The sequence below is a fragment of the Allobacillus salarius genome (assembly GCF_007559425.1).
GTDB classification, from domain to species: domain Bacteria; phylum Bacillota; class Bacilli; order Bacillales; family Alkalibacillaceae; genus Allobacillus; species Allobacillus salarius.
The window spans coordinates 58,081-83,490 of sequence record NZ_VMHE01000010.1 but is presented as its reverse complement, the minus strand read 5'-3'; the positions used below and the strand labels follow the sequence as shown (position 1 = coordinate 83,490).

Here is a 25,410-nt window from a genome sequence, read left to right as displayed (position 1 = left end):
CCTAACAAGGAACGTACGTTCTTATTATACACTACCAGATTGTGTTTGGGAAGTAATAACCTCATTTTCGGACAAGACCTTTAAAGTTGATTCAGATACGAACATTCTAATTTAGCGTGCCGGAAATACCCGCTTCGGAAATATACTGCGCTTTTACCCACAGGGCATAAGGCGACATCTGCGATAAATCGCAGTGTCTTCTATATCGCGGGCAGCTGTTGAGCCTCCTCGTGCTTCGCACTGCGGGGTCTCACCTAGGCTTTTGCTCTCGACGCCCAGGACGGGCTAGTGTCAACGTTGGCCACAGGACGTGGCCGCATTTAGTTGACCGCAGAAGTCTCCGTATATTTCCTACGCTAAGTTAGATAGGTGTTCGTGTTTCTGAGTTTATAACTTTGATTTGTCCCAGCCTCTTGTCCGAAGGCGATTCATCTCCACCCTGGCTTCGCCTGAGGATGGAGTCTTCTCGCCTAAATTGATAAAGCGTTTGTGAAAGATGAATTACTATTCGTAACGAAAAAACAACTCGCGACTATGATTGAATTTGATCAGCATAGCTCGGGAGTTGTTCATTGTATATCTTTCTGTTGTGTATTTCGCTTAAGATTTAGTATAAAGTAAAACGAATTCATTCTATTTTTTTAATGATTCTATCTAACTTTTCATTTTCGGGTCTAACGCATCCCTTAATCCGTCACCGATTAGATTAAATCCTAAAACGACAAGCATAATTGAAACACCTGGAAAGATTAATGTCCATGGTGCAAGCTGAAGGAAGTCTCTTGAATCTGCAAGCATTTTCCCCCACTCAGGTGTCGGTGGTTGAGCACCTAATCCTAAAAAACCTAAAGCTGCCGCTTCCAATATAGCCGTACCGAATCCAAGGGTAGCTTGAACGATAATTGGTGCTAAACTGTTCGGTAGAATGTGATACCATATGATGCGTCCGTTCTTCATCCCTTGAGCCTTTGCGGCCAGAACATATTCCTCTTCGCGCAGGCTGATAACCTTTGAGCGAACAAGACGTCCAAAAATAGGTATATTAATGATTGCGATGGCGATTAACGCATTCTCCAATGAAGATCCAAGAATTGCAACTACTGCAATGGCAAGAAGAATACTAGGAAATGCGAGTAAAATGTCGAATATTCTAGAGATGAGCATATCAATCCATCTACCGAAATATCCAGCGAAAATCCCAAGTAATGTACCAAAAATTAATGCACCAATTACTGCAAAAAAGCCAACATATAAAGAAATTCTTGCCCCATAGGCAATACGAGTAAAAATGTCTCTCCCTAAATTATCTGTACCTAACCAATGCTCCGCTGAAGGTGTCAGCAACCGATTGACAGGGTCCTGATCTTCAAATCCGTATGGTGTAAGAACAGGGGCGAAAATTCCTAGTATCAAGAAGAAAACGATAATCAAAAATCCAGTAATCGCCATCCGATTTTTCCTAAGTTGTTGTAGTGTTTCTTTTAAAGGAGTAGTCTCTTCTATTTCTTCTGAATTCATTTGATGTCTCTTATTTGGTGGATTGGCAACGGCTTGTTGGGTGTCTTGTTTCTCTTCTTTATGCATTTTCTTACCCCCTTAATATTTAATCCTCGGATCTATAAATGCGTAGAGCAAATCAACAACTAAATTAATAATGACGAACAAAAATGCAATGACTAAAATGCCTGACTGAATGACAGGATAATCTCGGTAGTTAATTGCTTCATAGACATACCGTCCTATTCCTGGCCAACTGAAAATGGTTTCCGTTAAAATTGCGCCTCCGAGCAAGACACCTACTTGTAAACCAATGACCGTTAAAACAGGAATAATAGAATTTTTTAAAGCATGTTTATAAATAACTAAAAATTGCCCTGACCCCTTAGCTCTAATTGTTCTGACATAATCTGACTTCATCACTTCGAGCATGCTCGACCGGGTCATTCTTGCAATGATTGCCATCGGAATTGTTCCTAAAGCAATACTTGGAAGAACTAAATGTTTCAAGGTTGTAATCAATTGCTTCATATCCATGTGTAATATAGAATCTATTACATAAAAGTGGGTAATCGGATCGATCGGATTACGACTTTCTTGCCTACCATAAGCCGGTAGCCATCCTAGCTCTTGAGCAAATAACCATTGCTCCATAAGTGCCAACCAGAAAACAGGCATGGATACACCAACTAAGGCGAAGACCATCGCTAAAAAATCAAACCATGAATTTTGTTTCCACGCACTAATAATTCCTGCATTAATTCCAATAAAAACGGCAAAAATCATGGCAAAGAAAGTTAATTCCATCGTTGCAGCCAATCGAGGTCCGATTTCGCTGGTAATACTTGCTTTTGTTCTGAGGGAAGTACCTAGGTCGCCTTGAAGCAAATCACCTACATATGCGGTATATTGGATGAAATAATTACGATTTAGCCCCATCGTTTCTTCCAAATTTGATATCGCTTCTTCTGTAGCAGTTTCGCCTAATATCGTTTGAGCCGGATTTCCAGGTATCAAATGAATGATTGAAAACGTAATAACTGTCATTCCAAAAAGAACTGGAACAAGCATAAGTAAGCGACGGGATGTATATGCTAGCATGTCTTCACCTCAATCCTTTCTATGTATCATTTAAATAAAAATGAAAGGCAGTAGAGGTTCTCTACTGCCCTATTCATTTTATTAACGATCTAACTCTACTTCTGCTAGTGATTCACTCGTTGAAGGGTGAGGTACATAATTTTTAACATCGCTTGAAGTTGCTAACACTGGTTCAGAGTGAACGAGTGGAATCATTGGTGATTCTTCATAAATGATTTCTTGAGCTTTTTTGTATAAATCTGCTCTTTCATCTTGATCAACAGCTCGCTTCGCTTGATCAAGTAACTTATCTACTTCATCGTTTTTGTAGAAAGAGCGGTTACTAGAACCTGCGTTAGAGCCGTGCAATAGACTGCTTAAGAAGTAATCCGGATCACCATTTGTTCCAGACCAACCAAGCATATAAAGCTCTTGTTCACCCGCAGCTGTTTTTTCTAGGTATGGTGCCCACTCTTCACGTACAATCTGAGCGGTAATACCGATTTTACCTAAGTCATTTTGAATAATTTCTGAGACCGTTTCAGGATCTGGCATATATGGACGTGCAACAGGCATTGTCCATAGCTCAATTTCTAAACCATCTTCATAACCTGCTTCTGCGAGTAATTCTTTCGCTTTATCAAGATTATACTCATATAATTCAAGTTCATCGTTATACCCTAAGTAACCAGGAGGTACTGGGTTTACAGCTGGTTGAGCATATCCAGCATATAAAGCTTCTGCGATAGCAGAACGGTCGATAGCGTGGTTAATCGCTTTACGAACCAATGGATCATCCAACGGTTCTTTTTGAGTATTCAAACCAAGATACCCAAAGTTGTTGGCTGCTCTTGTATGCAACACAAGACTTTCTTCTTGTTCAATTCCAGCTGCATCATCTGGATTTAAGCCATCCATAATATCAATTTCGCCTGAGCGCAGTGCAATTAAGCGAGCTGCATTATCAGGGACAACTTGGAAAATGACTTCATCTAGTTTAGGTAAGCCATCCTTGCGATAATCTTCAAATTTCTCGAGAACAATTGAATCATCTTTACTCCAACTAACGAATTTAAACGGCCCTGTTCCTACAGGGTTTTCATTAATCGATGCACCATGCTCTTCTAGAGCTTGAGGCGATGTAATTGCAAAATAGCTCATTGCCATGTTTTGCAGGAAAAACCCTAACGGTTGATTAAGTACAAATTCGATTTCATGGTCATTGACGACGTTAATCTCTTTAATCACATGACCTTCATCTCCTTTGAATCCACCGAACATCGTTCCATACATAGAATAAACATATCCATCATCCGTAAAGGCAAATTCATGATCTGGATCAGCCCAACGCTCAAAATTCGTCTTAACTGCTTCAGCATTGAAATCTGTTCCATCATGGAAAGTTACGCCTTCTTCAAGCATGAATGTATAGGTTAACCCATCATCACTAACTTCCCAATCATGTGCAAGTCCTGCTTTTACTTCAAAAGAATCTTTTTCAAAATCAAGCAAACTCTCATAAATTTGCTTTGTTACACGAGAGGACTCTCCATCTGTTGTACTTGCGTAGTCCAAGCTTTCTGAATCTCCTCCACGTGCAAAGACAAGAACTTGGTCTCCTGCACTTTCACCAGAAGCTTCAGAATCACCTTCACCTTCTGATCCATCAGTTTCTTCACCATCTGATTCGGACGATTCTGTAGCATCTACTTCTTCAGCGGATTCATCTTCATCTCCGCTACAAGCTGCCAACACGAGTGTAATAGCTAGCATGAAAGTAAGAAAAAGTGTTAATCGGTACCTCATTAAATAGCCCCCTTTTATTAAATTTATATAAACATCGATCGCTTGACTAATTATATAAGTGACAAGCTACCAAATGTTTATCATCAACATTTTCAAACTCAGGTCTAACCTCTTTACATATGTCCATCGCATAAGGACAACGCGTATGGAATGCACAACCTGTCGGAGGATTGGAAGGGCTTGGTACATCACCTTCCAAAATAATTCTCTCCCGTTCAACATCTGGATCAGCAATAGGTACAGCCGACATCAAAGCTCGTGTATATGGATGTTTCGGATCTTCAAACAATGTATGTTTGTCTGTTAATTCAACCATTCTTCCTAAATACATGACACCTACACGATCACTAATATGTTTAACAACACTTAGGTCATGGGCGATAAAGACATAGGTTAATTTAAATTTGTCTCTTAGTTCTTCCATCAGGTTTAAAATTTGCGATTGCACAGAAACATCTAGTGCGGAAACTGGTTCATCACAAATAATTAGCTTTGGATTGTTCGCAAGAGCTCTCGCAATTCCAATTCGTTGACGTTGCCCACCACTGAACTGGTGTGGGTACCTAGATGCGTGATAAGCTTCTAACCCGACAATTTCAAGCAGTTCTTTAACTCGTTCCTTACGTTCTTTTGATGATTTCATCCCGTGAACTAGTAGAGGTTCACTAATGATTCGTTCCACCTTATGTCTAGGATTCAAAGAAGCATATGGATCTTGAAAAATAATCTGCATGTTCTTACGCAGCTGCCTCATTTCTTCGCTCGTTAAATCCGTTAAATCCGTACCCTCAAATTTAACGGAGCCATCCGTTGGCTCAATTAATCGTAAAATTGATTTTCCTGCTGTCGATTTACCACAACCGGATTCTCCGACAATTCCTAAAATCTCTCCTTCATTCACAGTAAATGATAAGTCATCAACAGCTTTTACTTCACCGACACTTTTTCCAAAAACACCACCTTTGATATCAAAATACTTTTTAAGATGGCTGACCTCAAGAATAGGTTCTGTCATTAGAAGGTACACCTCTTTCTATCTCTTTCTCATAAAGAAAGCATCTGACCTGTCTACCAGTGTCTTGCTCAAGCAGTTCAGGGTTCTCTTCCCAACAGCGGTCAAATGCGTAATCGCACCTAGGTGCAAATCGACAGCCAACTTGGTCTAAAGATGGACGCATCACCGTTCCAGGTATCGAGTATAATTTTTGGTCCGTAGCTTTAATATTAGGTAATGACCGAATTAAACCTTTTGTATATGGATGCTTCGGGTCTTTCAAGATTTCACGCACAGTTCCTTCTTCAACAACTTTGCCTGAATACATGACAACTACACGATCACACATCTCTGCAACAACGCCTAAATCGTGAGTAATCAATAAAATGGAAGTCTGTTTCTCTTTATTTAACTTTCTCATCAGGTCTAATATTTGTGCTTGGATGGTAACGTCTAAGGCTGTTGTTGGTTCATCGGCAATTAAAACCTCAGGATCACACGACATAGCCATGGCAATCATGACTCTTTGTCTCATCCCACCAGATAATTGATGTGGAAATTCATCAACAACTTCACTGGCTCTCGGTATACCAACTAAGTTCAATAATTCAATTGCAGATGATTTTGCTTGTTTTTTACTAACCTTTTGATGAATTCGAATTGCTTCAATCAATTGATTTCCAATGGTAAAAAGCGGGTCTAATGAAGTCATTGGTTCTTGGAAAATCATAGATATTTCATTCCCACGTATTTTCCGCATTTGTTTCTCGGACGCATCGGTCAAATTTTTTCCTTTAAAATAAATATTGCCATTAACGATCTTGCCCGGGGGATTTGGAACAAGTTGCATGATGGATAAAGAAGTTACGCTCTTTCCGCAACCAGACTCCCCAACGATTCCTACGACTTCTCCTTTATGTAAATCAATACTGACACCATCAACAGCAGGAACTTCTTTATTATCCGTAAAAAAATGGGTATGTAAATCTTGTACTGTAAGAATTGGTTCAGACATAAAGTTCCCCTCCAACAATGATTTGTGCTCCTTGTAAATAAACTGAATATTGTTAATTATATTATAATATACAGAAAACTTTGGTAATTATCAACAGTATAATTAAAATTATTCGAATAGAAATCTAACAAACGTCTTGAATACAATCCCAAACAGTGTATTAATGCACAATATATTATATAGATATGAACAAAAAAAAGAACCAACTACTCTATATCGAGTAGTTGGTTCTTTGATAAACGTATTTTTATGGTATTATCCCCACCAAACAATGGTGGTAAGAGCTAATACTGTCAAAAATGCTGCAAAAATTCCTGAGAAGATCATCGTTGTTGGCCAGCTATGTCCTTCGTTACTCATGTGCATAAAGTAAAAGAATTGGAAACCAACTTGGACAATTGCCAACACAATAATAATTGGAATTGTAAACAATTTACTAACATCGGCCATTACAATACCGAAAGCAATAAGAGTGAAAATGATCATCATCGCAAAGGTAATAATTTGATGTTTCATTTCCTCTTTCTTTTTTTCTCTGTAGAAGAGGTCTTTTTCAGTTAGGTTAGTGGAATTATTTTGATTTGCCATAGTTTAACCTACCACTCCCATCAAGTAAACTACTGTGAAAATGAACACCCATACAACGTCGATAAAGTGCCAGTAAAGACTTGCGATATAGAACTTAGGTGCGTTGTACAAGTTGATGCCACGCTTTCTGTTTCTCACCATCAACAGGATGAACCATCCTAAACCGAATGCTACGTGAGCACCGTGGAACCCAACTAAAGCATAGAATGCTGATGAAAATGCTGAAGTTGTAAATCCATGTCCGTAATCATTTACATAATGATAAAATTCATAAACCTCTAAGCCGAGGAAAGAGAAACCTAATAGAACTGTGATCCCTAACCAAAGCATCATCTTCTTATGGTCATTATTTTTCATGTGATAAATCGCATAAACGCTCGTCAAGGAACTTGTCAAAAGAATCATTGTCATGATGAAGACTAGTCCAAGGCCATAAAGCTCGCTGGCCGGGACTCCGTCTAAATGAGAATTTTTCAGTGCTAAATAAGTTCCAAATAAACTTGCAAACAAGACTGTTTCTCCACCAAGGAAGAACCAAAATCCTAAGAATTTGTTTTTTCCTTCAAGGGTGGCTCTTTCGGGATCATGTGGCAAGTTAGTTGATTTCAAAAGCTCATCAGCCATTAGAACCATCCCCCTCTTTTTCAAAATCTTCTTTGTGAATATGATAACCTAAATCATCTTTCAAGGAACGGACAGCCATGCTACCGAAGAAGATGATAAATCCGATTGCAGCGACAATCCACCACATTGGATTATCCACTTGATAGATAATACCGATCCCTGCAATACCTAAGCCAACAGACATGACGAAAGGAATGAATGAGTTATTCGGCATATGAACGTCACCTAGAGGTTCAGCTGGTTGCATCTTACCATTGCCTTCAGTCTTCTCAATCCATAAAGGATCCAATCCACGTACCAATGGCAACTGTTTAAAGTTATAGAATGGTGGCGGTGAAGCAATTGCCCATTCAAGTGTACGACCATCCCATGGATCTGCAGGAGCTTGAGGTGCTTTCAGAGCAGTCCAAATCATGTTATAGATGAACAAGATTGTTCCTGCTGCCATAAAGAATGCACCTATCGTACTAATTAGGTTGAATAAATCTAATCCTTGGCCTTCCAAGAATACCCAGTAACGACGAGGCATACCCATTAGTCCCAAGAAATGTTGTAAAAAGAACGTTAAATGGAAACCAATGAAGAATAGCCAGAAGAACCAATGGTTCATAGTCTCGTTGAGTACTTTACCAAACATTTTTGGCCACCAATAAATTAAACCTGCAAAAATTCCGAATACAGTTCCTCCCACAATTACATAGTGGAAGTGAGCAACAACGAAATATGTGTCATGATACTGGAAGTCAGCAGCTGCTGCACCTAGCATAACACCTGTCATTCCACCAATCGTAAATGACGGGATAAAACCTAAAGCAAATAACATTGGTGAGTTGAAACGGAGCGTCCCACCCCACATTGTAAATAGCCAGTTAAAGATCTTAATCCCTGTCGGAACAGCGATCGCCATCGTTGCAATCGCAAAAATTGAGTTAGCGATTGGTCCAAGACCAACTGTAAACATATGGTGTGCCCAAACCATGAATCCTAAAAAGGCAATTAATACGGTCGCGAACACCATTGAAGAGTAACCAAATAAGCGTTTCTTAGAAAATGTTGAAATAACTTCACTGAACACACCGAATGCCGGTAGAATCAGTATATATACTTCAGGGTGTCCAAATATCCAGAATAAATGCTCCCAGATAATGACGTTACCACCCATGGACGGATCAAAGAAGTTTGCTCCGAACAATCTGTCAAATGTTAGTAAGAACAGACCTACAGTCAATGCAGGGAATGCAAATAGGATTAATACACTCGCAATAAATGTTGTCCATGAGAACAGTGGCATACGCATCATCGTCATACCTGGAGTACGCATTGTAATAACTGTTACAAGGAAATTAATCCCACCCATTAATGTACCAAAACCTGCAATTTGTAGACCGATGGAATAATAATCAAGTCCATGGCTTTCCGAGAATATCGATAATGGAGTATAAGCAGTCCAACCAGCGTCTGGTGCTCCTCCTGTAAACCATGAAATATTAACAACAATACCACCAACTAGAAACAGCCAAAAACCTAAGGCGTTTACAAATGGAAAAGCAACGTCACGTGCTCCAATTTGGAGTGGCATCGCAATGTTCATTAAAGCGAACAACAACGGCATAGCTGCAAGGAAAATCATTGTTGTACCATGCATTGTCATTAATTCGTTATAAAACTGAGCCGAAACAAAGTTATTATCTGGTTGTATTAATTGGATTCGGACCAACATAGCTTCCAAACCACCGAGAATGAAGAAAAAGAATCCACCAAACAAGTACAATATGGCAATCTTTTTATGGTCTACAGTGGTTAAGTAATCCCATAATACGGAACCGAATCCAGCTTTTTTATTAGCTGTTGCACTCACGATATTAACCTCCCTATGTTAGTTCTATTCATCTGAAATATAGTTATATTAATTACTGTCAGAGTCCTCTTCTGAATCTTCTTCAGATTCTTCCTCTGATTTTTCTTGAGAACTTTCATCTTTTTCTTCATCAACAAATAAATCACTTAAATCAGATTCGATGTATTCATTATCATTTGCATTTTCAGGTGTGATTTCACTTGGGCTCAATGACATTAAGTATTCAGCTACTTGTTCCAACTCTTCATCAGAAAGGTCGTAAGCTGCACTTGTCATCAAGTTTCCAGGTTTCATATCTTTACCTTTTGTTTCAATCCATTCAATTAAGTTTTCTTTGTTATATTCAAGAACTCCTGCAATTCGCTCACGGTCACCAAAGTTGGACACGTTCGGCCCGATTTTGTTTGGAGAAGTTCCGTTAGCGTGACAAGACATACAGTTATTAGCAAAAACTTCTTGACCAGCTGCAGCAACTTCACTTTCTGGTGTTGCTTCCGGATCAATGTTACGCATGTCTTTTACCCATTGTTCAAATTCTCCAGGGCTTACTGCAACTACTTTGAAGTCCATCAATGAGTGTGACGGTCCACAGAACTCAGCACATTTACCCCAGTAAACGCCTTCTTTCTCAGCGTCTATCCAAATTTCATTCCGGTTACCTGTTGGGTTTACGTCGATCTTACCTTGTAATGTAGGAACCCAGAAAGAGTGAATGACATCTTCTGAATGCAATGATAGGAATACACGGCGGTCAGTTGGAATGTATAATTCCTGACTTGTAGTGACGTCCATTCCATCATATTCGAAATGCCACCAGTATTGTTTACCAGTTACGTTTATCCAAATTTGATCTTCTTCACCTTCAGCACTTACTTGTGGCGAAGTATCTACCAAGGAGAAGGTATATTGTACGGTTGGTACAGCTAAAATCAAAATAAGGAAAATTGGAACAACTGTCCATAATGTTTCTAACGTATGGCTTCCTTCAACCTGTTCCGGTATAAAGTCCTCTTGTCCTTTTTTCTGACGGAATTTTAAAATTACAAATACATAAATGACCATAACTACTACGAAAACAAACATCATGACAGCGATACTTAAAATCATCAGGCTAAGAATATCACTTGCACCTTGTCCTTGTGGACGGAGCGCACTTAGAAATTCCTCACCACAACCTGACAAAATAAGCGCTAGAGTCATTAAAGCACCTACGGCTTTAAACTTACTAGTCAAACCTTTCATGTCTTTGGATACCTCTCTTTCTCTTATTCATTCTTATGTTGTATGAAATTTATAAAAGAATTAAGAAATAAATTCTTAATTATTTCAAATGATTTGTGGAATGGTCGCAACGACTATTCCTATGAAAAATAAGGTTAAGTAGTTTAATGAATATAGAAACATTCTTCTTGCCCATTTGGTGTCATCTTTTGTGCGAAATCCTGCAAAAGCGAGGACGACCCAACCGAGCGTTAACAATGTGGCAAATACCATAAATATTGTACCTAATGAAAAGAAGTAAAATGGTAAAGGCATTAAACAAATCGTATAAATGAAAATTTGTCTTTTCGTAATTTTATTACCATATACTACTGGCAGCATCGGAACATTCGCTGTTGAATAATCTTCTTTTTTCATTATAGCCAATGATAGAAAATGTGGAATTTGCCAGAGAAACATAATTAAAAACAAAACTAATGCGACTGGATGTAATGTAGAATCTACGGCTGCCCAGCCAATTAGCGGCGGAGCTGCTCCAGAAAAACATCCAACAACAGTATTAATCGTATACTTTCTTTTTGACCACATTGTGTATAGAAATACATAGACAAACCAACCAAATAATCCGAAAAAGGCTGCAACTGGAGAAACAAGGAACAACACGATCATGCCTATTGCTGAAAACCCTATTCCCATGGCAAGTACTACTGATAAAGGAATACTTCCAGTAATTGTCGCCCTTTCTTTTGTGCGTGCCATTAAATGATCAATATCACGATCATAGTAATTATTGATGACACAACCACCAGCGATAACAAGCGCTGTACCTGCCATCATTCCAATAAATGCAAGCCAGTTGTTTGAAAAGGTTTGATTTGTATAGTATAACGCAAGCCAAAAACCCGCGAAAGCTGTCATAAGATTGGAATTGACAATTCCTATCTTAATCAATGCGAGAAAGTCTGTCCACAGGGCTTTTACACCAGTATTCGGTGAATCCATCAACTGTGAGGACGTAGATTGAACTGTGCGTGATTCATTCATTGTAGGATCCCCTCTCGTTTAAACCCTTTTTACATTTATAGCCTAACCTACATAATGTTACATTTTATTTACATAGTAATTGTACCATGTAAACACAACTACTTCTATTAAAGCATATATTGATTTCTTATGTGTGAAAAATATGTGAAAAGTCACTGTAAAATCTTTTTTTGTAATTATGTTAGGTGACGTTCAATTAAGTATATATATCATTATTCTAACCTATTTTTTGTCGAAACTAAACCCTTTTCATTTTTAGTAGCCGGTAGTACACTGTTTTGTTACTGATATATACATTATAACTAATGTTAAAAAGTTGTAACCATTGTTTATTTCCATCTGGTTGATTTTGTATTAAGATAGGTTATGAATGTGTTTATGCCTATCAGAAAGGTGAATTTATTATATGAAGAAATTACTACAACCGAAACCGATTGCTATCATCACTTCAATCTCTATGTTTTTCGTTTTAATCGGTGGAGCATTAGTTACAAAAACAGAATCAGGTCTTGGCTGCGGTCGTAGTTGGCCACTTTGTGATGGTCAGTTGATCCCTACCGACATAACTTTCGAATTAGTCGTAGAATTTGGGCACCGAATCATGTCTGGTATTGGCATTATTCTTGTCTTATTACTTTCTTATATCGCATGGAAAGACTATCGTGATATCAAAGAAACAAAATTTTTGGTCTACCTTTCGATTTTATTTTTAATCATTCAATCCTTATTAGGTGCTGCAGCCGTTCTTTTTGACCAATCAAGTATTATTAAAGCAATGCACTTTGGTATATCACTTGTAGCCTTCGCTGCTTCTGTACTTTTAGCTTTGATTATATTTGATGTCGATCGCAAACTACACACCGAACGTGTTCACATACCAAAATGGTTACGCATAAACTTTTGGGGATTGTTCGTTTATACGTTAATCGTTGTCTATTCTGGAGCGTTGGTCCGACACAAATACTCAAGTTTAGTTTGCCCTGATTGGCCCTTCTGTTATAACAATTCGCCAACAATGGCTGGGCTATCAACGGATCAATGGATTCAAATGGGACATCGGTTAATGGCCGGAATCTTATTTTTATGGGTAGTTGTTTTATTTATTCAAGTAATGCGCAAAATAAATCAACCGTTTATTCGTAAGGTTTGGCTAATTGCGACAATATTCATCTTTTTGCAAGTTGTACTTGGTGCGTTCATTATTTTTACTACCGGAAATATTTTCGTAGGATTATTGCACGCTACGTTCATTTCATTGTTCTTTACGATTCTTTGTTATTTCTTAATGTTGGCACGAAGAAGTAAATTAGCAAATGAGCAATAATAATCGTCGTCACCAAACAAGGTGACGGCTTTTTTTATATTTAATTCGTTTACTCATAAAACTGCCCAGCAAACACTTTGTTGCTGGACAGTACAATATATTATTCAAATTCGATTAATAGATCACCCGATTCAAGGGCTTCCCCATTTTTCACTTGTACTCGTTTTATTTTCCCATCAAATGGTGCTTGGATTGTCGTTTCCATTTTCATCGATTCAGTAATCATCAAGTAGTCATTTTTGCTGACTGTCTCACCCTCTTTTACTAGTACCTCAACAACTGTACCAGGCATCGATGCTCCAATTTGTTTAGGGTCACTTGAATCTGCCTTCATTTTTTGATCTTGGACGTCTTTAATATGTTCATCGCGTACGACAACTTCTCTTGGTTGACCATTCAGTTCGAAATACACGACACGCGTACCATCTTTTTGTGGCTCTCCAACTGAAACTAATTTAATGATTAACGTCTTCCCTTGTTCGATCTCAACAGAAACCTCTTCTCCTAACCGTAAACCATAAATAAATGATGGCGTATCGAGAACAGATATATTTCCGTATTGATCTACAAATTGCTCATAGTCCAAAAAGACTTTTGGATATAACGCATAAGAGATAACTTCGTGTGTCGTCACTTGACGATTTAGTTTCTCAAACAATTGCTCTTGCAGCGCTTCAAAATTAACGGGCTTCAACTGCTCGCCAGGTCTCCCAGGGATTTCTTCCTTGCCTTTTAAAATAATTCGTTGCAATTCTTTAGGAAATCCTTGATAAGGCTTGCCGATCATTCCTCGGAAAAATTCAACTACTGAATCTGGGAAATCTAAGTTATCCCCTTTTTCATATACATCATCAACCGTTAAATCATTTTGCACCATAAATAGCGCCATATCACCTACAATTTTAGATGAAGGTGTAACTTTGATTAGATCACCAAACATGTCGTTAACTGTGCGGTACATGTATTTTACTTCATCCCAACGGTCACCCAGTCCAACAGCCTTTGCTTGCTGTTGTAAATTACTATACTGTCCACCAGGCATCTCATGTAAGTAGATCTCTGTATGAGGTGCTTTTAAACCACTTTCAAAATTACCATAATAATCACGAACATCTTCCCAGTACTTGTTCAACTCTTCATAAGATTGAATATCAACTTTCGGTTGACGTTCATTTCCTTCCAATGCATGATACAAACTGTTCGCACTCGGCTGAGAAGTATGGCCAGCCATCGAGCTAACAGCAACATCGACTGCATCGACTCCCGCTTCAATCGCTCTCGCGTACATCATGACACCATTTCCACTCGTATCATGTGTGTGTAGATGAATTGGTATGTCAATTTCTCGTTTCAATGCAGAAATTAGCTGGTAAGCCGCTTCTGGTTTTAATAGACCCGCCATATCTTTTATGCCTAAAATATGAGCACCTAACGATTCCAGTTCTTTCGCTAAGTTAATGTAATAATCTAAATCGTATTTATCTCTTTTAGGATCTAAAATATCTCCGGTATAACACATTGACACTTCAGCAATTTTATTCTGTTTTCGTACAGCCTCGATTGCCGGCTTCATGCCTTCTACCCAATTCAAGCTATCGAAAATCCGGAAGACATCGATACCTGCTTGAGCACTCTTTTCTACAAATTCATCAATAACGTTATCCGGATAATTTGTATATCCTACCGCATTACTCGCACGCAAAAGCATTTGGAATAATACATTCGGCATTTTTTCGCGAAGCTTTATCAATCGCTCCCAAGGATCCTCTCTCAAAAATCGATAAGAGACATCGAAGGTTGCCCCTCCCCACATTTCAACAGAAAATAAATTAGGTAGTAGTTTTGCCGTGGGCTCCGCAATCCCTAATAAATCTTTTGTACGAACACGTGTCGCCAGTAACGATTGGTGAGCATCGCGAAAAGTGGTGTCTGTCAATAATACTTCTTTTTGTTGTTTCAGCCATTCACTGACTGCTTCAGGGCCTTTTTCATCAAGAATCTGTTTTGTTCCTGCTGCTGGTTCGCTATCCGACTTTACAGTTGGAATTCTGACGGAATCAAATAACGGCTTCTTCTCTTTCCCTGTCGTCAATGGGCTGTTAACTGTTGTAGAAGCCAAGTAAGATAACAATTTGGTTCCCCGATCTTTTTTCTTCGGAAATACAAAAAGCTCTGGTGACGAATCAATAAAGGTGGTATCATAGCTTCCATTTAAAAACTTCTTGTGCAGAATTACGTTTTCCAAGAATGGAATATTGGTTTTTATACCACGAATTCGAAACTCCTTTAAATTTCGCACCATTTTTCGTGCGGCTTGTTCAAAAGAAAGAGCCCACGTAGATACTTTTACAAGTAATGAATCATAATGTGGTGAGATGACTGCTCCTTGAAAGCCGTTCCCTGCATCCAAGCGGACACCAAAGCCACCACCTGTTCGATAGGCCATAATTTTACCTGTATCAGGCATAAAGTTATTCAATGGGTCTTCCGTTGTGACCCTAGACTGAATTGCGTACCCGTGCGTCGTTATTTCCGACTGTTTCGGTAATCCAATTTCTTTATCGTGCAAAGAGTAACCCATAGCAATTCGCAGCTGTGTTTGAACAATATCACAGCCTGTAATCATTTCAGTGATTGTATGCTCGACTTGAACTCGCGGATTTACTTCAATAAAGAAAAATTCATCCTCTGTTACTAAAAACTCAACCGTACCCGCGTTGAGGTAATTTATATCTTTCATTAGCTTTACAGCTGCATCGCAAATCTCATGACGCTGTGAATCAGACAATGAAATGCTTGGTGCAATCTCTACTACTTTTTGGTGACGACGTTGAATCGAACAGTCTCTTTCATATAAATGAAGGATATTTCCTGCTTCATCACCTAATATTTGCACTTCGATATGTTTCGGTTGCTCTACTAATCGCTCAACGTAAATCTCATCGTTACCAAATGCTGCTTTCGCTTCGGATTTCGCACGGTCATAAGCTTCTTTCAACGCTTCTTTTGTGCGAACGATACGCATCCCTCGTCCGCCTCCACCAAGAGCCGCTTTGATCATTATAGGGAATCCGTGTTTTTCAGAAAACGTTTCCACTTCTTCTAATGATTGAACTGGACCATCCGTACCAGGAATGACGGGAATACCAGCTTCCATCGCTTGTTTCCGAGCCTTAACTTTATCTCCAAACACGTTTAAATGCTCACTCTTCGGACCAATGAAAATAATACCTTCCTCTTCACACCGTTTGGCAAACTGAATGTTTTCAGATAAAAAGCCATAACCTGGATGAATGGCGTCAACTCCTACACGTTTAGCTAACTCAATAATTCCTTCAATATCCAAATAGGCGTCAATAGGCTTTTTGCCAACCCCAACCAAGTAGGCTTCATCAGCTTTATATCGATGATAAGAGCCTGTATCTTCTTCAGAGTAAATCGCAACCGTTCGTATGTTCAATTCTGTACACGCTCGAAATACACGAATAGCTATTTCTCCTCTATTCGCTACTAATACTTTATTAATTGATTTGCTTTCTGTCATGATGACCCTCCCAAATTCGCAAAATTTCTCTCATCTCTTTTAAATTTCAACATATTTTTAAAAATTCCTGCCAAAAAAATGAATTATTGTTCAGTTATAAATTTACGCTTTCTCTAAAAGCGGGTAAACTAATAACACATATTCGTTGGAGGGATCGCAATGGACCATAAAATCTTACAACCCGTTCATCAATCTTTTTTCAATCAACCGACTCTTCAATTAGCAGAAGAGTTGCTCGGTTCTTTTTTAGTTCACGAAACCCCCAATGGACTACTTGTGGGGAAAATCGTTGAAACAGAGGCGTACTTGGGAGCAGACGACCGAGCAGCACATAGCTTTAACAATCGTCGAACGAAGCGAACGGAGATTATGTTTCACGAAGCTGGATTTGCTTATGTATATACAATGCATACACATCATTTATTTAATATCGTAACTGGTCGAGCCAATCAGCCAGAAGCAGTACTAATCCGTGGAATAGAACCAATGATTGGTGAGGATGTTATGTTGGAAAATAGACCCGTTTCAAAAAGAGCGAATCTTACAAGTGGACCAGGTAAACTCACAAAAGCTATGGGTATAGACAAATCTTATTACGGTAATCGTTTGTGGGAGAAGCCGCTATATATTGCTGTTGGTGAAAGACCGCAAGAAATAATGATTGGTAATCGAATTGGAATTCCAAATGCAAAAGAGGCTGTTGCTTACCCTTATCGATTTTGGATCAGTAATAATCCGTTTGTTTCGAGGTAAATTTAGCTTGCTCAGCATCTTTTTCGAATAAAACGTCGTTTACATGCAAAAAAACTCAAACGAATGCCTTCACGTAATCGATGTAAGCATTGTTTGAGTTTTTATTATGATAAATTTTTGGTATCTTGGGCAACTTCGTGCAACGCACTCAATTGTCTTTCCAAGTTCTCCATAATTGCTTTACCATCTTCCTCTTGAATTAAATCCAAGCGAACAGCAAAATTTATTTCTCTTGAGAGACCAAACATTTGAGTATCTAATACCTCTTCATAGAGAGGACATTGAGGCATAGTTAAGTTGTCCATTTGAACTTTAATTAGCTGCAAAATCTTATCAGCATCTGCCTGCAAGAGGGCCAAGGCTTGGTTCTTTTCTAGTGATATTCTGGATGACACAGAAAACCCCTCCTAACTTTCCTACGTTCCCTTATTAAATAGTACCTTCTCCAACGCGAAATTGCAAGAAATTATCCATACTCACGTAGTGAACGTTCACAACCAGGACGATTAGAAGATCGACCACCGTTTATCATCTGCTAAGTCTTTCAGTAAATGCATACCAACAACACTGTTCCCCTGTTCATCTAACGCCGGCCCGAAAACAGCCAATCCACCTGACTCTTTAATGACTCCCATAATACAACCAGACACTCCACTTTTTGCCGGAATTCCAACATTTATCGCAAAGGTTCCAGAAGCGTCGTACATGCCACAGGTCACCATGAACGTTTTACATACGCGGGCAACATGTGACGGTAACAATGGTTGATTTGTATCCGGATCTTTTCCGTCATTCGCAAAAACAGCTGCAATACGGGCTAACTGTTTCACATTCACTGTGATGGCACACTGCTTTGTATAAACATCCAGAAGCTCCTCTACGCTTCCAGTAATGATTCCATTTTGTTTCATAAAGTAACTGAGTGCTCGGTTCAAAAATGCTGTTTCAAACTCTGAACGTGCTACTTCTTCATCATAGTCGATGGATGAATCGTCGGCTAAGAGCCGAACAAGATTCAATATTTCTTGAACCATCTCATCTGACCCGCGTCCTCTAATCATATTGGTCACCGCAAGAGCACCTGCGTTAATCATTGGATTAAGTGGTTTACTTGGTTTTTCAACCTCTAACTTTTGGATGGAATAAAATGGGTCACTCGACGGTTCCTTACCAACTCGAGAAAATACGGCTTGCTCCCCATGTTGAATTAAAGCTAATGCTAATGTGAGAACCTTCGATACACTTTGTATTGTAAAAGAGTAATCAGCTTGTCCCGCACACGCCACTTCTTTATCACCTATTGGGTAAAAAGCCGTTGCATTGATTTCTGGTTGTTGATTGGCCAATGCTGGAATATAATCTGCGACCTTTCCGTTATTCGCATAAATCTTCACATGCTCAAGCCAATAATGTAGATCTTTTTCGTCGATTTCGATCATGAAAAATCACTCCTTTAATGCATTCATCAAAAATGTTCGTTATACTTGTATAGGAAATTTATAAAAAAGAGGTGTAACAACAATGATCGTTCAATTAAAAGGGAATGTTCAATTTCCCATAACACTTGATCCAACTGTATGGATTTTTGATGATCGGAAAATTAAGCTTGAAGAAGCCTTTTCACCAGATAAAGAAGAAAACGCCCCTGAAAAGGACACCGAGCATCAACAGCGGGTCAGACCGCCAGTCAATCGAAGTGTCAGTCGATTTGAAGGCAAGAAAGTGCTCGAAAATAGCTACGTGATGCCAATCAAACCTTTTTTAGAAACGTCTAGTCCAAACGAAGGTGCAACCTCTGCCATTCTACATACCGATCAAGGTGAAGTCGAGATTTCATTGGATAAATTAAAAGATTCGTTATTGATCTTTGCAATTGACGGTAAACCGCCAAAAGAAGATGGTCCCGTTCACCTTTTGTTCGGAGATGGTACGAATCAACATGCACCATTTAAAGGAATAGACTTGATCACGATTAACTAAGCTTTCCCATTTTCTCATAGTTGTTTGGGATTTGTCTATTTTTACTATGCATACAACCTCCTTTTTTACTCAAGCTATCTAAAAAAGGAGGTTTTTTATTTTGAAGTGGAAAGCTACACTCCTTATCTTATTTATACTTCTTTTTTCAGGTTGTAGCAATCAAGAAGCTAACTCGCCTGAAAATAATGCAAGCCCTGACTTACAACGTGTAAATGATCCTACGAACCATCAGACAACGCAAGAACATACAAATCAAGAGGCAGCTGAACGATTAGTCCAACTAGCCAATAGCGTTCCAAATGTAAACAATGCTAGAGCCCTCGTTTTTGGTGATTATACAATTGTTGGTATTGACATCAATGAAGATTTAGATCGTGGTAAGTCAGGTTCTGTCAAGCATGCGGTAACGGAGATTATTAAACATGACCCGTATGGACGTTATGCGTACGTTGTGGCTGATGGAGATATAATGAAACGAATTGCTAATATAAACGAGTCCATTCGAAACGGCCAAGGACGAAGTGTCATTTTAGACGAAATCGCTAATGTCATTGGACGGTATATCCCTGATATGCCGATGCGTGAGACAGATCAAGATGAAGAGTATGAAAATAACCAAGAAAACACCGAAGACATTCAACAGGAACGACAAGAGCAAAATCAGCCGCTATAACGCGTCAATAATGAAACTCCCTTGTCCATCATAGACAAGGGAGTTCAATATTATTGTTGGGTAGGAAGTTTTGTTGGATCTTCGCCTTCTTGCACTTTATTGTAGTACTGGACGCCAAATTGTGATCCTTCATCGACCATTTTAGAGTTTTCAACATTTTGAAAATCTGGTTTCCCTGATTCAACCTCAGGAATTTGATCTTTTTCACCGAAATATTTATTTTTTAACCCTTCTACTTTTTTCATCACTTTTTGTTTTCGATTTTCATCAGACATTACATATGCAACTGCCCCGGCTCCAAGTGCCGCTAACAATCTTTTTTTCATCGTAAGTCCCCTCCTCATTATGTTCAATAACACTTATGATTTTATAAATTCCCTATCCAATCATTTTCAAACCTCGTCTTCGTATTTTTGTTGAATAGCAATTTTTATTCATCATTCCAAATCGGGTGTTATTGATGATATAATATATAGTGGATTTGAGGTGAGATTAATGCGTGTAAAATGTATTCTTTGTGATCGGGTAGATACTCTGGAGCCTTTTTCGTTATTAGCGAAGGAGTTGCAAAAAAAGAGAAAGCTCTCTTACCTATGTCCTGATTGTGATCAGCGGATTACTCAAAAAGTTAAGCAAAAATCACAAGAATCGACACCACATGAAACAATTCAGACGGATTTTAATAATAACAAATAAAAACTGCCGCCAATGACGGCAGCAGTCTTTATTCATTAGTAGGATGATTTCGCTCTTTTCGTTCGCGATATAATCGAAAGCGATAAATTCCTAGCACGAGAGCAATCACAATAAGCACTTCGGCAATTGGTAGAGCAAATATAGCAAAAATCGCTAACACAAAACAACCAATAAATAACATTATGTACACAATGATTGACTTCAATAATGGTAGTTCTTTTGCGAAACCGAGTTTATACGTAATTACTGCTAAGTAAAATATAGCAAAAAACAATAGCCAAAACCCGAGATTTCCACCGACGTCGATTAAAAAGTAACGCTCGACTGGGCTAAAGCTAAATTGTTGGGAAACCGTTTTATCCATGGGGTTAACCTCCTATCGTGTCCAATACAATCATACTAAATCAATTTGTTTTTTTCTATTATGAAAACGTAAAAAACATCACAAAATCGTGAATTTATTATTTTCGGGAGTTGAATAATTATGAAGTTTGAAATAAAAATGGCCTTATTGGCCGTATTAGTTGTCAGTTTGTTCTTGGCAACAGCAGTCGCAATAAGCTTTCAAAACTTTTGGTTGGTGTTCGCCTTCTTTTTCGGAGGAATGGCTGTAATGGTCTTTGGCTTACGCTACAAAAAGAAACATTACGCTTCAATCAAAAGATAAAGTTTATTATAAATTACGTTGTATTGGCTGCACATCGCAAAACAAGAAGCGATTGTGCAGCCAATAATTTTTAATAATATATAACTAACCACATTATTTCTCTTCGATATAATGAATATATCTACTATGAACAACCTCATTGGCTGCTAATACAGAGTTCTCTTTTAAAAGATCAAGCGGTTCCCCATTTACGCGAGTTGCTTTACCTCCAACTTCGTTAATGATGATCAGCCCGGCGGCTATATCCCAAGGAGAAAGACGCATCGTTATATACGCATCAATAATGCCTTCTGCAATATAAGCGAATTCTAGAGCAGCTGAACCGTATGAACGTGTACCTCTAACATCCCGAATCAACTGATGAATTTTCTCTTCATTTAAGCGTCTATTTGGTACAGACCAAAAACTATTAATTCCTATTAACGTATCTTTTAGTTCTTTTTCTTTCGTTAGCTCAGGAAGTTTCTTACCATTTTTATACGCACCCTCGCCCTTGACGCCTTCGTATAGTGTATCGTCCATCACATCGTAGATCAGTCCGACGATACCTTCACCATTATGATAAACACCAATAGATATCGCAAAGAATCGTTTTTGGTGGATAAAGTTCATCGTTCCATCAATCGGATCTATAATCCATACGGTCCCGTCTAAAGAAGTCACGTCATCACCAGTTCCCTCTTCCGCCATAATTTTATGATCTGGAAAAGAACTACGGATTTTTTCGATAATAAATTTCTCTGTACTCTCATCAATTTCTGTAACTAAATCTTTTCGATCTTGCTTTGTATTAATTTCATAAGGACGTTGCATATGACTTTTTATTTGCTCACTTGCTTTAAATATTATTCTTTTTGCTTCATCAATTAGATTGCTTTTTTCAAAGTTGTCCATTGTTCTTTGCTCCTTCTATAAAAACTTCGTCACACCAATTATCGTATCAAAAAATAGCTAACAAATCACTTAAAGCACCGATGGTTACATTTCTTAACGTCAGTGGTTGGTTTATGCTACAATTTCTATTGATGACCATGAAGTTGAAAAGAGGGAACTAAATGAACAGTTTTAACGGCTTTGAACAACAAGACTTTGACGTATTTACCATCGACGGTTTAGAAGAACGAATGGAAGCTCTAAGAAGTCGAATATCGACAAAGCTCGAGACGATTGCCAATCAGCTAGAACCTGACTTATCTAGTCTTTCAGGTGATGAAATGTTTGTCCATGTCGCCAAACATGCAAGAAGAACGAAAAATCCACCGAATGATACGTGGGCTGCATTAGCGAGCAGTAAAAGAGGATATAAAAAGTTACCTCATTTTCAGATTGGTATGTGGGAGTCTCACGTATTTATCTGGTTTGCAGTCATTTATGAAAGTCCTATAAAAGAAGGGCTGGCAGTACAACTTAAAAAGCTTAAAGATGAAATTTTAGAAGAAATACCGAATGACTTTGTTTGGTCTGAAGACCACATGAAGCCCGAGACGATTTCACATGAGCAAATGAAGCAGGGGGAGTTTGATCGGGTCGTTGATCGTCTTCAAACGGTTAAGAAAGCAGAATTGCTTTGTGGAAAAACATTCGACAGAAATGATCCAATACTTCGAGATGGTACCAAGTTCATCCAAGAGTGCGAAGATACGTTCAAACAATTAATGCGCTTTTATGAACTTGCTAAAAATGTTTCAACGAATCATTAAAGGAACCGATGAAGCAGGAAACCCGAGCGATTAATCATCGCTCGGGTTTCAATTTCTACATTTTTATTGTTTCATTATCCGCTGCCTTTGCCTTTTGAATCACTTGATAAGGTACAAAACCTGATTTTTTCTCAAACTCCTTAAACAATGTTTTCTCTTCAGCTTTTGAAGGAACGACTTTTTTAAATTCATTATAGGCGTGTAATACTTCCTTCGTATTCGTTCCTTGCTCGTATGCTTCCTCCACCTTCTGAAATAATTCGACCACATTGACAATCTCTTCTGTAGTCCAATCAGGATCTATTGGATAGCTGTATTCCATAAAGTTAGTCCACCCCTATTTTGTCGTAATTTTAGTTAATCGTTGTTGAATTTCATCTACTTCATCAATCAATTGATTAAATAACTCCTGAACGGATGGAATGTCTTGTATTCGCCATGCGACTTGTCCAGCCCAGACAAACCCTTCATCAACTTGTCCTTCTTGAGCAAATCTTTTGTTGGCTTTTCCACTAATATAGTCCTTCAAGCCTTCATAACCGACATTATCCTGTTCCAACTCCAAAATTTTATCAGTCCAATCATTTCGTAGCGCACGAGCTGGTGCCCCAATTGTTTCTTTGATTAATACAGTCGACTGAGCTCCGGCATCAAGGATTGCTTGCTTATAAGCTTCGCTTGCATGGACGCACTCTTTAGTCGCTATAAACCGTGTGCCCATCTCAATGCCTTCCGCACCAAATGACAATGCAGCCATAAGCCCTTTACCATCACTAATTCCACCGGAAGCTACTACGGGTATATCAACTGCTTGGACAACTTCAGGAATAAGCACGAAGTTTCCGATATGATCTCTGCCCAAGTGGCCTCCACCTTCATAACCAACAACCATCACTGCGTCTGCGCCTAGCTCTTCTGCTTTCTCTGCTTGTCTTTTCGCTGCAACCAAAACCAATTTTTTTGTGTTTGTTCCTTGAAACATTTCCAATACAGGCTTAGGATTCCCGCCTGTTACAGAAATAACTGGTACATTTTCATCTAAGGCCGCTTGCACCATATGTTCAAATGGTCGACCGTGCTGTCCGATTGCAAAGTTTACACCAAATGGTTTGTCGGTTAATTGCTTTACTTTTTGTATTTCTTCCCTCAATGCATTTTCATTATCCAAGCTCATCGCAGTAATTTGACCTAAACCACCTGCATTGGAAACGGCTGCGGCAAGGTCAGCATATGCCAAATGAGCTAATCCGCCTTGAATAATCGGTAACTCAATTCCAAGTAAATCCGTTAATCTCGTTTTCATAGTCGTACCTCCAACTCAGATATTCTGTTCTCATAATATCATTTATTTCTAATTATTAAAAAAGTCACCCTCAGCTGAATGAGGTAAGAATACATAAAAAACTGCCTTTTCTCCTTCCACCTCAATGGGAAAAGGGTGGAGATTCTTCAGGCGCAACGATTTGAAAATACGACTCGTATCTTGATAAGATTCCTATTTTTTCCGATGCCGAAATATTGGCTGATAGCCATACTCAGCAAGACACTAAAATTTATCACTATCGCCTTAAAATTTTAAAGAAAAAAACACTAAAAAAGATACAAGAATAATCTCTCGTATCTTTTGTATCTTAATTTCTTATTTTCCTTAATAAACAATTTGCGCCCGTTAAAAGAACAAATTAGTTAATCAATATATCTATCCTTTAAACTATCTGAACCAATTCCACCTATTATCATCATGGTTAATGGTAAAAAGTTGGCTGTAATTTTTAGTAATTTCCCATCTGTCACCAAAAATTCTGTACCAACGAAATAATTTAAGGCTAAAATTATCAGCTTAGCTAACAATAAAAATGCACCTAATAAAAACAAGCTGTCAAAAAATGTTTTCCATTTTGGATGTGCGAGTTGTTTACTATCTCGAATTACTTTTTCCTTCAATTCTTCGTCACTCCTCAATAATTCATCTATCGTGACACCGAATAAATCACTTAAATTGATAATCACTTCGATGCTAGGATAATTTTTACCAGTCTCCCATTTTGAAACTGATTGACGACTTACATATATTTTTTCAGCGAGATAGTCTTGTGACCAACCTTTTTTTTCTCGTTCTTTTTTTAATTTGTCGCCAAAAAACATTTTGTTCACCGCCTTTCCTTTTTCATTATTACTGAGGTGAAGGGATATAGTAAAGATAGTTATAGGTGCATCAAGGGGCAACCTAGTGTTGCACCCTGATAGATCCTGTTATTTAGCAATCTGGTTCGATTGCTAAATACTTTTTTTCATAGTTCATAAAATCAATCTCGTAGTTGACTGTTCAAGTCAGCTTAAAATAAA

26 protein-coding genes are annotated in these 25,410 nt (G+C 38.4%); 7 read left to right on the top strand and 19 right to left on the bottom strand.

All coding sequences use genetic code 11. The features are described from left to right. Positions 1–654: 654 nt before the first annotated feature. From FPQ13_RS07440 to cyoE, 10 genes are all read right to left on the bottom strand, one after another. Positions 655–1,518, bottom strand: a complete 864-nt coding sequence (locus tag FPQ13_RS07440) for an ABC transporter permease (RefSeq protein WP_186279594.1) — start codon at positions 1,516–1,518, stop codon at positions 655–657. A 78-nt stretch (positions 1,519–1,596) separates the two neighbouring features. Further along, on the bottom strand, positions 1,597–2,598 hold the full coding sequence (locus FPQ13_RS07435) for an ABC transporter permease (RefSeq protein WP_144088710.1): 1,002 nt from the start codon (positions 2,596–2,598) through the stop codon (positions 1,597–1,599). An 81-nt stretch (positions 2,599–2,679) separates the two neighbouring features. Then, positions 2,680–4,383: an ABC transporter substrate-binding protein gene (locus tag FPQ13_RS07430; RefSeq protein WP_144088709.1), complete on the bottom strand. Its 1,704-nt coding sequence runs from the start codon at positions 4,381–4,383 to the stop codon at positions 2,680–2,682. 46 nt (positions 4,384–4,429) lie between these two features. Next, on the bottom strand, positions 4,430–5,398 hold the full coding sequence (locus tag FPQ13_RS07425; RefSeq protein ID WP_144088708.1) for an ABC transporter ATP-binding protein: 969 nt from the start codon (positions 5,396–5,398) through the stop codon (positions 4,430–4,432). Continuing rightward, positions 5,379–6,392: an ABC transporter ATP-binding protein gene (locus FPQ13_RS07420; protein ID WP_144088707.1), complete on the bottom strand. Its 1,014-nt coding sequence runs from the start codon at positions 6,390–6,392 to the stop codon at positions 5,379–5,381. Before FPQ13_RS07420 ends, FPQ13_RS07425 begins: the two co-directional genes overlap by 20 nt. A gap of 255 nt (positions 6,393–6,647) precedes the next feature. After that, the gene (gene ctaF, locus FPQ13_RS07415; RefSeq protein WP_144088706.1) at positions 6,648–6,980 is read right to left on the bottom strand and encodes a cytochrome c oxidase subunit IVB; all 333 of its coding nucleotides are present in this window, start codon (positions 6,978–6,980) and stop codon (positions 6,648–6,650) included. Between the two features lie 3 nt (positions 6,981–6,983). After that, positions 6,984–7,604: a cytochrome (ubi)quinol oxidase subunit III gene (locus tag FPQ13_RS07410; protein WP_144088705.1), complete on the bottom strand. Its 621-nt coding sequence runs from the start codon at positions 7,602–7,604 to the stop codon at positions 6,984–6,986. Then, on the bottom strand, positions 7,597–9,462 hold the full coding sequence (gene ctaD, locus FPQ13_RS07405) for a cytochrome c oxidase subunit I (RefSeq protein WP_144088704.1): 1,866 nt from the start codon (positions 9,460–9,462) through the stop codon (positions 7,597–7,599). Before ctaD ends, FPQ13_RS07410 begins: the two co-directional genes overlap by 8 nt. A gap of 48 nt (positions 9,463–9,510) precedes the next feature. Then, positions 9,511–10,704 (bottom strand): cytochrome c oxidase subunit II, encoded by a 1,194-nt coding sequence (coxB, locus tag FPQ13_RS07400; RefSeq protein ID WP_144088703.1) that lies wholly within the window; start codon positions 10,702–10,704, stop codon positions 9,511–9,513. Between the two features lie 84 nt (positions 10,705–10,788). Then, the gene (gene cyoE / locus FPQ13_RS07395; protein WP_144088702.1) at positions 10,789–11,727 is read right to left on the bottom strand and encodes a heme o synthase; all 939 of its coding nucleotides are present in this window, start codon (positions 11,725–11,727) and stop codon (positions 10,789–10,791) included. A gap of 406 nt (positions 11,728–12,133) precedes the next feature. Here cyoE and FPQ13_RS07390 point away from each other — a divergent pair, with 406 nt between their 5' ends. Beyond that, a complete protein-coding gene (locus FPQ13_RS07390) occupies positions 12,134–13,051 on the top strand; it encodes a COX15/CtaA family protein (RefSeq protein ID WP_186279593.1) in 918 nt (305 codons plus the stop codon). Positions 13,052–13,151: 100 nt separating this feature from the next. On the opposite strand, the gene pyc is transcribed toward FPQ13_RS07390, so the two are convergent. After that, positions 13,152–16,595 (bottom strand): pyruvate carboxylase, encoded by a 3,444-nt coding sequence (gene pyc, locus FPQ13_RS07385; protein WP_144088700.1) that lies wholly within the window; start codon positions 16,593–16,595, stop codon positions 13,152–13,154. A gap of 159 nt (positions 16,596–16,754) precedes the next feature. Here pyc and FPQ13_RS07380 point away from each other — a divergent pair, with 159 nt between their 5' ends. Next, a complete protein-coding gene (locus FPQ13_RS07380) occupies positions 16,755–17,348 on the top strand; it encodes a DNA-3-methyladenine glycosylase (protein ID WP_144088699.1) in 594 nt (197 codons plus the stop codon). Between the two features lie 104 nt (positions 17,349–17,452). Here FPQ13_RS07380 and FPQ13_RS07375 read toward each other — a convergent pair whose 3' ends face one another. Together FPQ13_RS07375 and glsA are read right to left on the bottom strand one after the other, a co-directional pair. Further along, positions 17,453–17,743, bottom strand: a complete 291-nt coding sequence (locus FPQ13_RS07375) for an Fpa/YlaN family protein (RefSeq protein WP_144088698.1) — start codon at positions 17,741–17,743, stop codon at positions 17,453–17,455. A gap of 111 nt (positions 17,744–17,854) precedes the next feature. After that, positions 17,855–18,787: a glutaminase A gene (gene glsA / locus FPQ13_RS07370; RefSeq protein ID WP_144088697.1), complete on the bottom strand. Its 933-nt coding sequence runs from the start codon at positions 18,785–18,787 to the stop codon at positions 17,855–17,857. An 82-nt stretch (positions 18,788–18,869) separates the two neighbouring features. Between glsA and FPQ13_RS07365 the strand changes: the two genes are divergently transcribed. Both FPQ13_RS07365 and FPQ13_RS07360 read left to right on the top strand, forming a co-directional pair. Beyond that, positions 18,870–19,328, top strand: coding sequence for a hypothetical protein (locus FPQ13_RS07365; RefSeq protein ID WP_144088696.1), 459 nt, complete (start codon positions 18,870–18,872; stop codon positions 19,326–19,328). Positions 19,329–19,428: 100 nt separating this feature from the next. Next, entirely contained in the window at positions 19,429–20,001 is a 573-nt protein-coding gene (locus FPQ13_RS07360; RefSeq protein ID WP_186279592.1) for a YhcN/YlaJ family sporulation lipoprotein, read from the top strand. Between the two features lie 50 nt (positions 20,002–20,051). On the opposite strand, the gene FPQ13_RS07355 is transcribed toward FPQ13_RS07360, so the two are convergent. Further along, complete coding sequence (locus tag FPQ13_RS07355) at positions 20,052–20,327, bottom strand: hypothetical protein (RefSeq protein WP_144088694.1); 276 nt, start codon at positions 20,325–20,327, stop codon at positions 20,052–20,054. 169 nt (positions 20,328–20,496) lie between these two features. On the opposite strand from FPQ13_RS07355, the gene FPQ13_RS07350 reads away from it, so the two are divergent. Then, the gene (locus FPQ13_RS07350; RefSeq protein WP_144088693.1) at positions 20,497–20,697 is read left to right on the top strand and encodes a DUF2197 domain-containing protein; all 201 of its coding nucleotides are present in this window, start codon (positions 20,497–20,499) and stop codon (positions 20,695–20,697) included. 28 nt (positions 20,698–20,725) lie between these two features. On the opposite strand, the gene FPQ13_RS07345 is transcribed toward FPQ13_RS07350, so the two are convergent. Continuing rightward, the gene (locus FPQ13_RS07345; RefSeq protein WP_144088692.1) at positions 20,726–21,061 is read right to left on the bottom strand and encodes a YlaH-like family protein; all 336 of its coding nucleotides are present in this window, start codon (positions 21,059–21,061) and stop codon (positions 20,726–20,728) included. 120 nt (positions 21,062–21,181) lie between these two features. Between FPQ13_RS07345 and FPQ13_RS07340 the strand changes: the two genes are divergently transcribed. Continuing rightward, complete coding sequence (locus tag FPQ13_RS07340; RefSeq protein WP_144088691.1) at positions 21,182–21,364, top strand: hypothetical protein; 183 nt, start codon at positions 21,182–21,184, stop codon at positions 21,362–21,364. Positions 21,365–21,457: 93 nt separating this feature from the next. Here the strand turns inward: FPQ13_RS07340 and FPQ13_RS07335 are convergent, their stop codons facing one another. Continuing rightward, positions 21,458–22,258, bottom strand: a complete 801-nt coding sequence (locus FPQ13_RS07335) for an inositol monophosphatase family protein (protein ID WP_144088690.1) — start codon at positions 22,256–22,258, stop codon at positions 21,458–21,460. Positions 22,259–22,419: 161 nt separating this feature from the next. Here FPQ13_RS07335 and FPQ13_RS07330 point away from each other — a divergent pair, with 161 nt between their 5' ends. Then, positions 22,420–23,064 carry a YktB family protein gene (locus tag FPQ13_RS07330; protein WP_144088689.1) on the top strand — a complete coding sequence of 215 codons (645 nt, stop codon included), beginning with the start codon at positions 22,420–22,422 and terminating at the stop codon, positions 23,062–23,064. Between the two features lie 55 nt (positions 23,065–23,119). Here the strand turns inward: FPQ13_RS07330 and FPQ13_RS07325 are convergent, their stop codons facing one another. The 3 genes from FPQ13_RS07325 to FPQ13_RS07315 all read right to left on the bottom strand — a co-directional run bounded on the left by FPQ13_RS07325 (position 23,120) and on the right by FPQ13_RS07315 (position 25,209). Next, positions 23,120–23,386: a UPF0223 family protein gene (locus FPQ13_RS07325; protein WP_144088688.1), complete on the bottom strand. Its 267-nt coding sequence runs from the start codon at positions 23,384–23,386 to the stop codon at positions 23,120–23,122. 15 nt (positions 23,387–23,401) lie between these two features. Further along, positions 23,402–24,367 carry an NAD(P)H-dependent flavin oxidoreductase gene (locus FPQ13_RS07320; protein ID WP_144088687.1) on the bottom strand — a complete coding sequence of 322 codons (966 nt, stop codon included), beginning with the start codon at positions 24,365–24,367 and terminating at the stop codon, positions 23,402–23,404. Positions 24,368–24,750: 383 nt separating this feature from the next. Then, positions 24,751–25,209, bottom strand: a complete 459-nt coding sequence (locus tag FPQ13_RS07315) for a helix-turn-helix domain-containing protein (protein WP_144088686.1) — start codon at positions 25,207–25,209, stop codon at positions 24,751–24,753. Between the last annotated feature and the right edge of the window lie 201 nt (positions 25,210–25,410).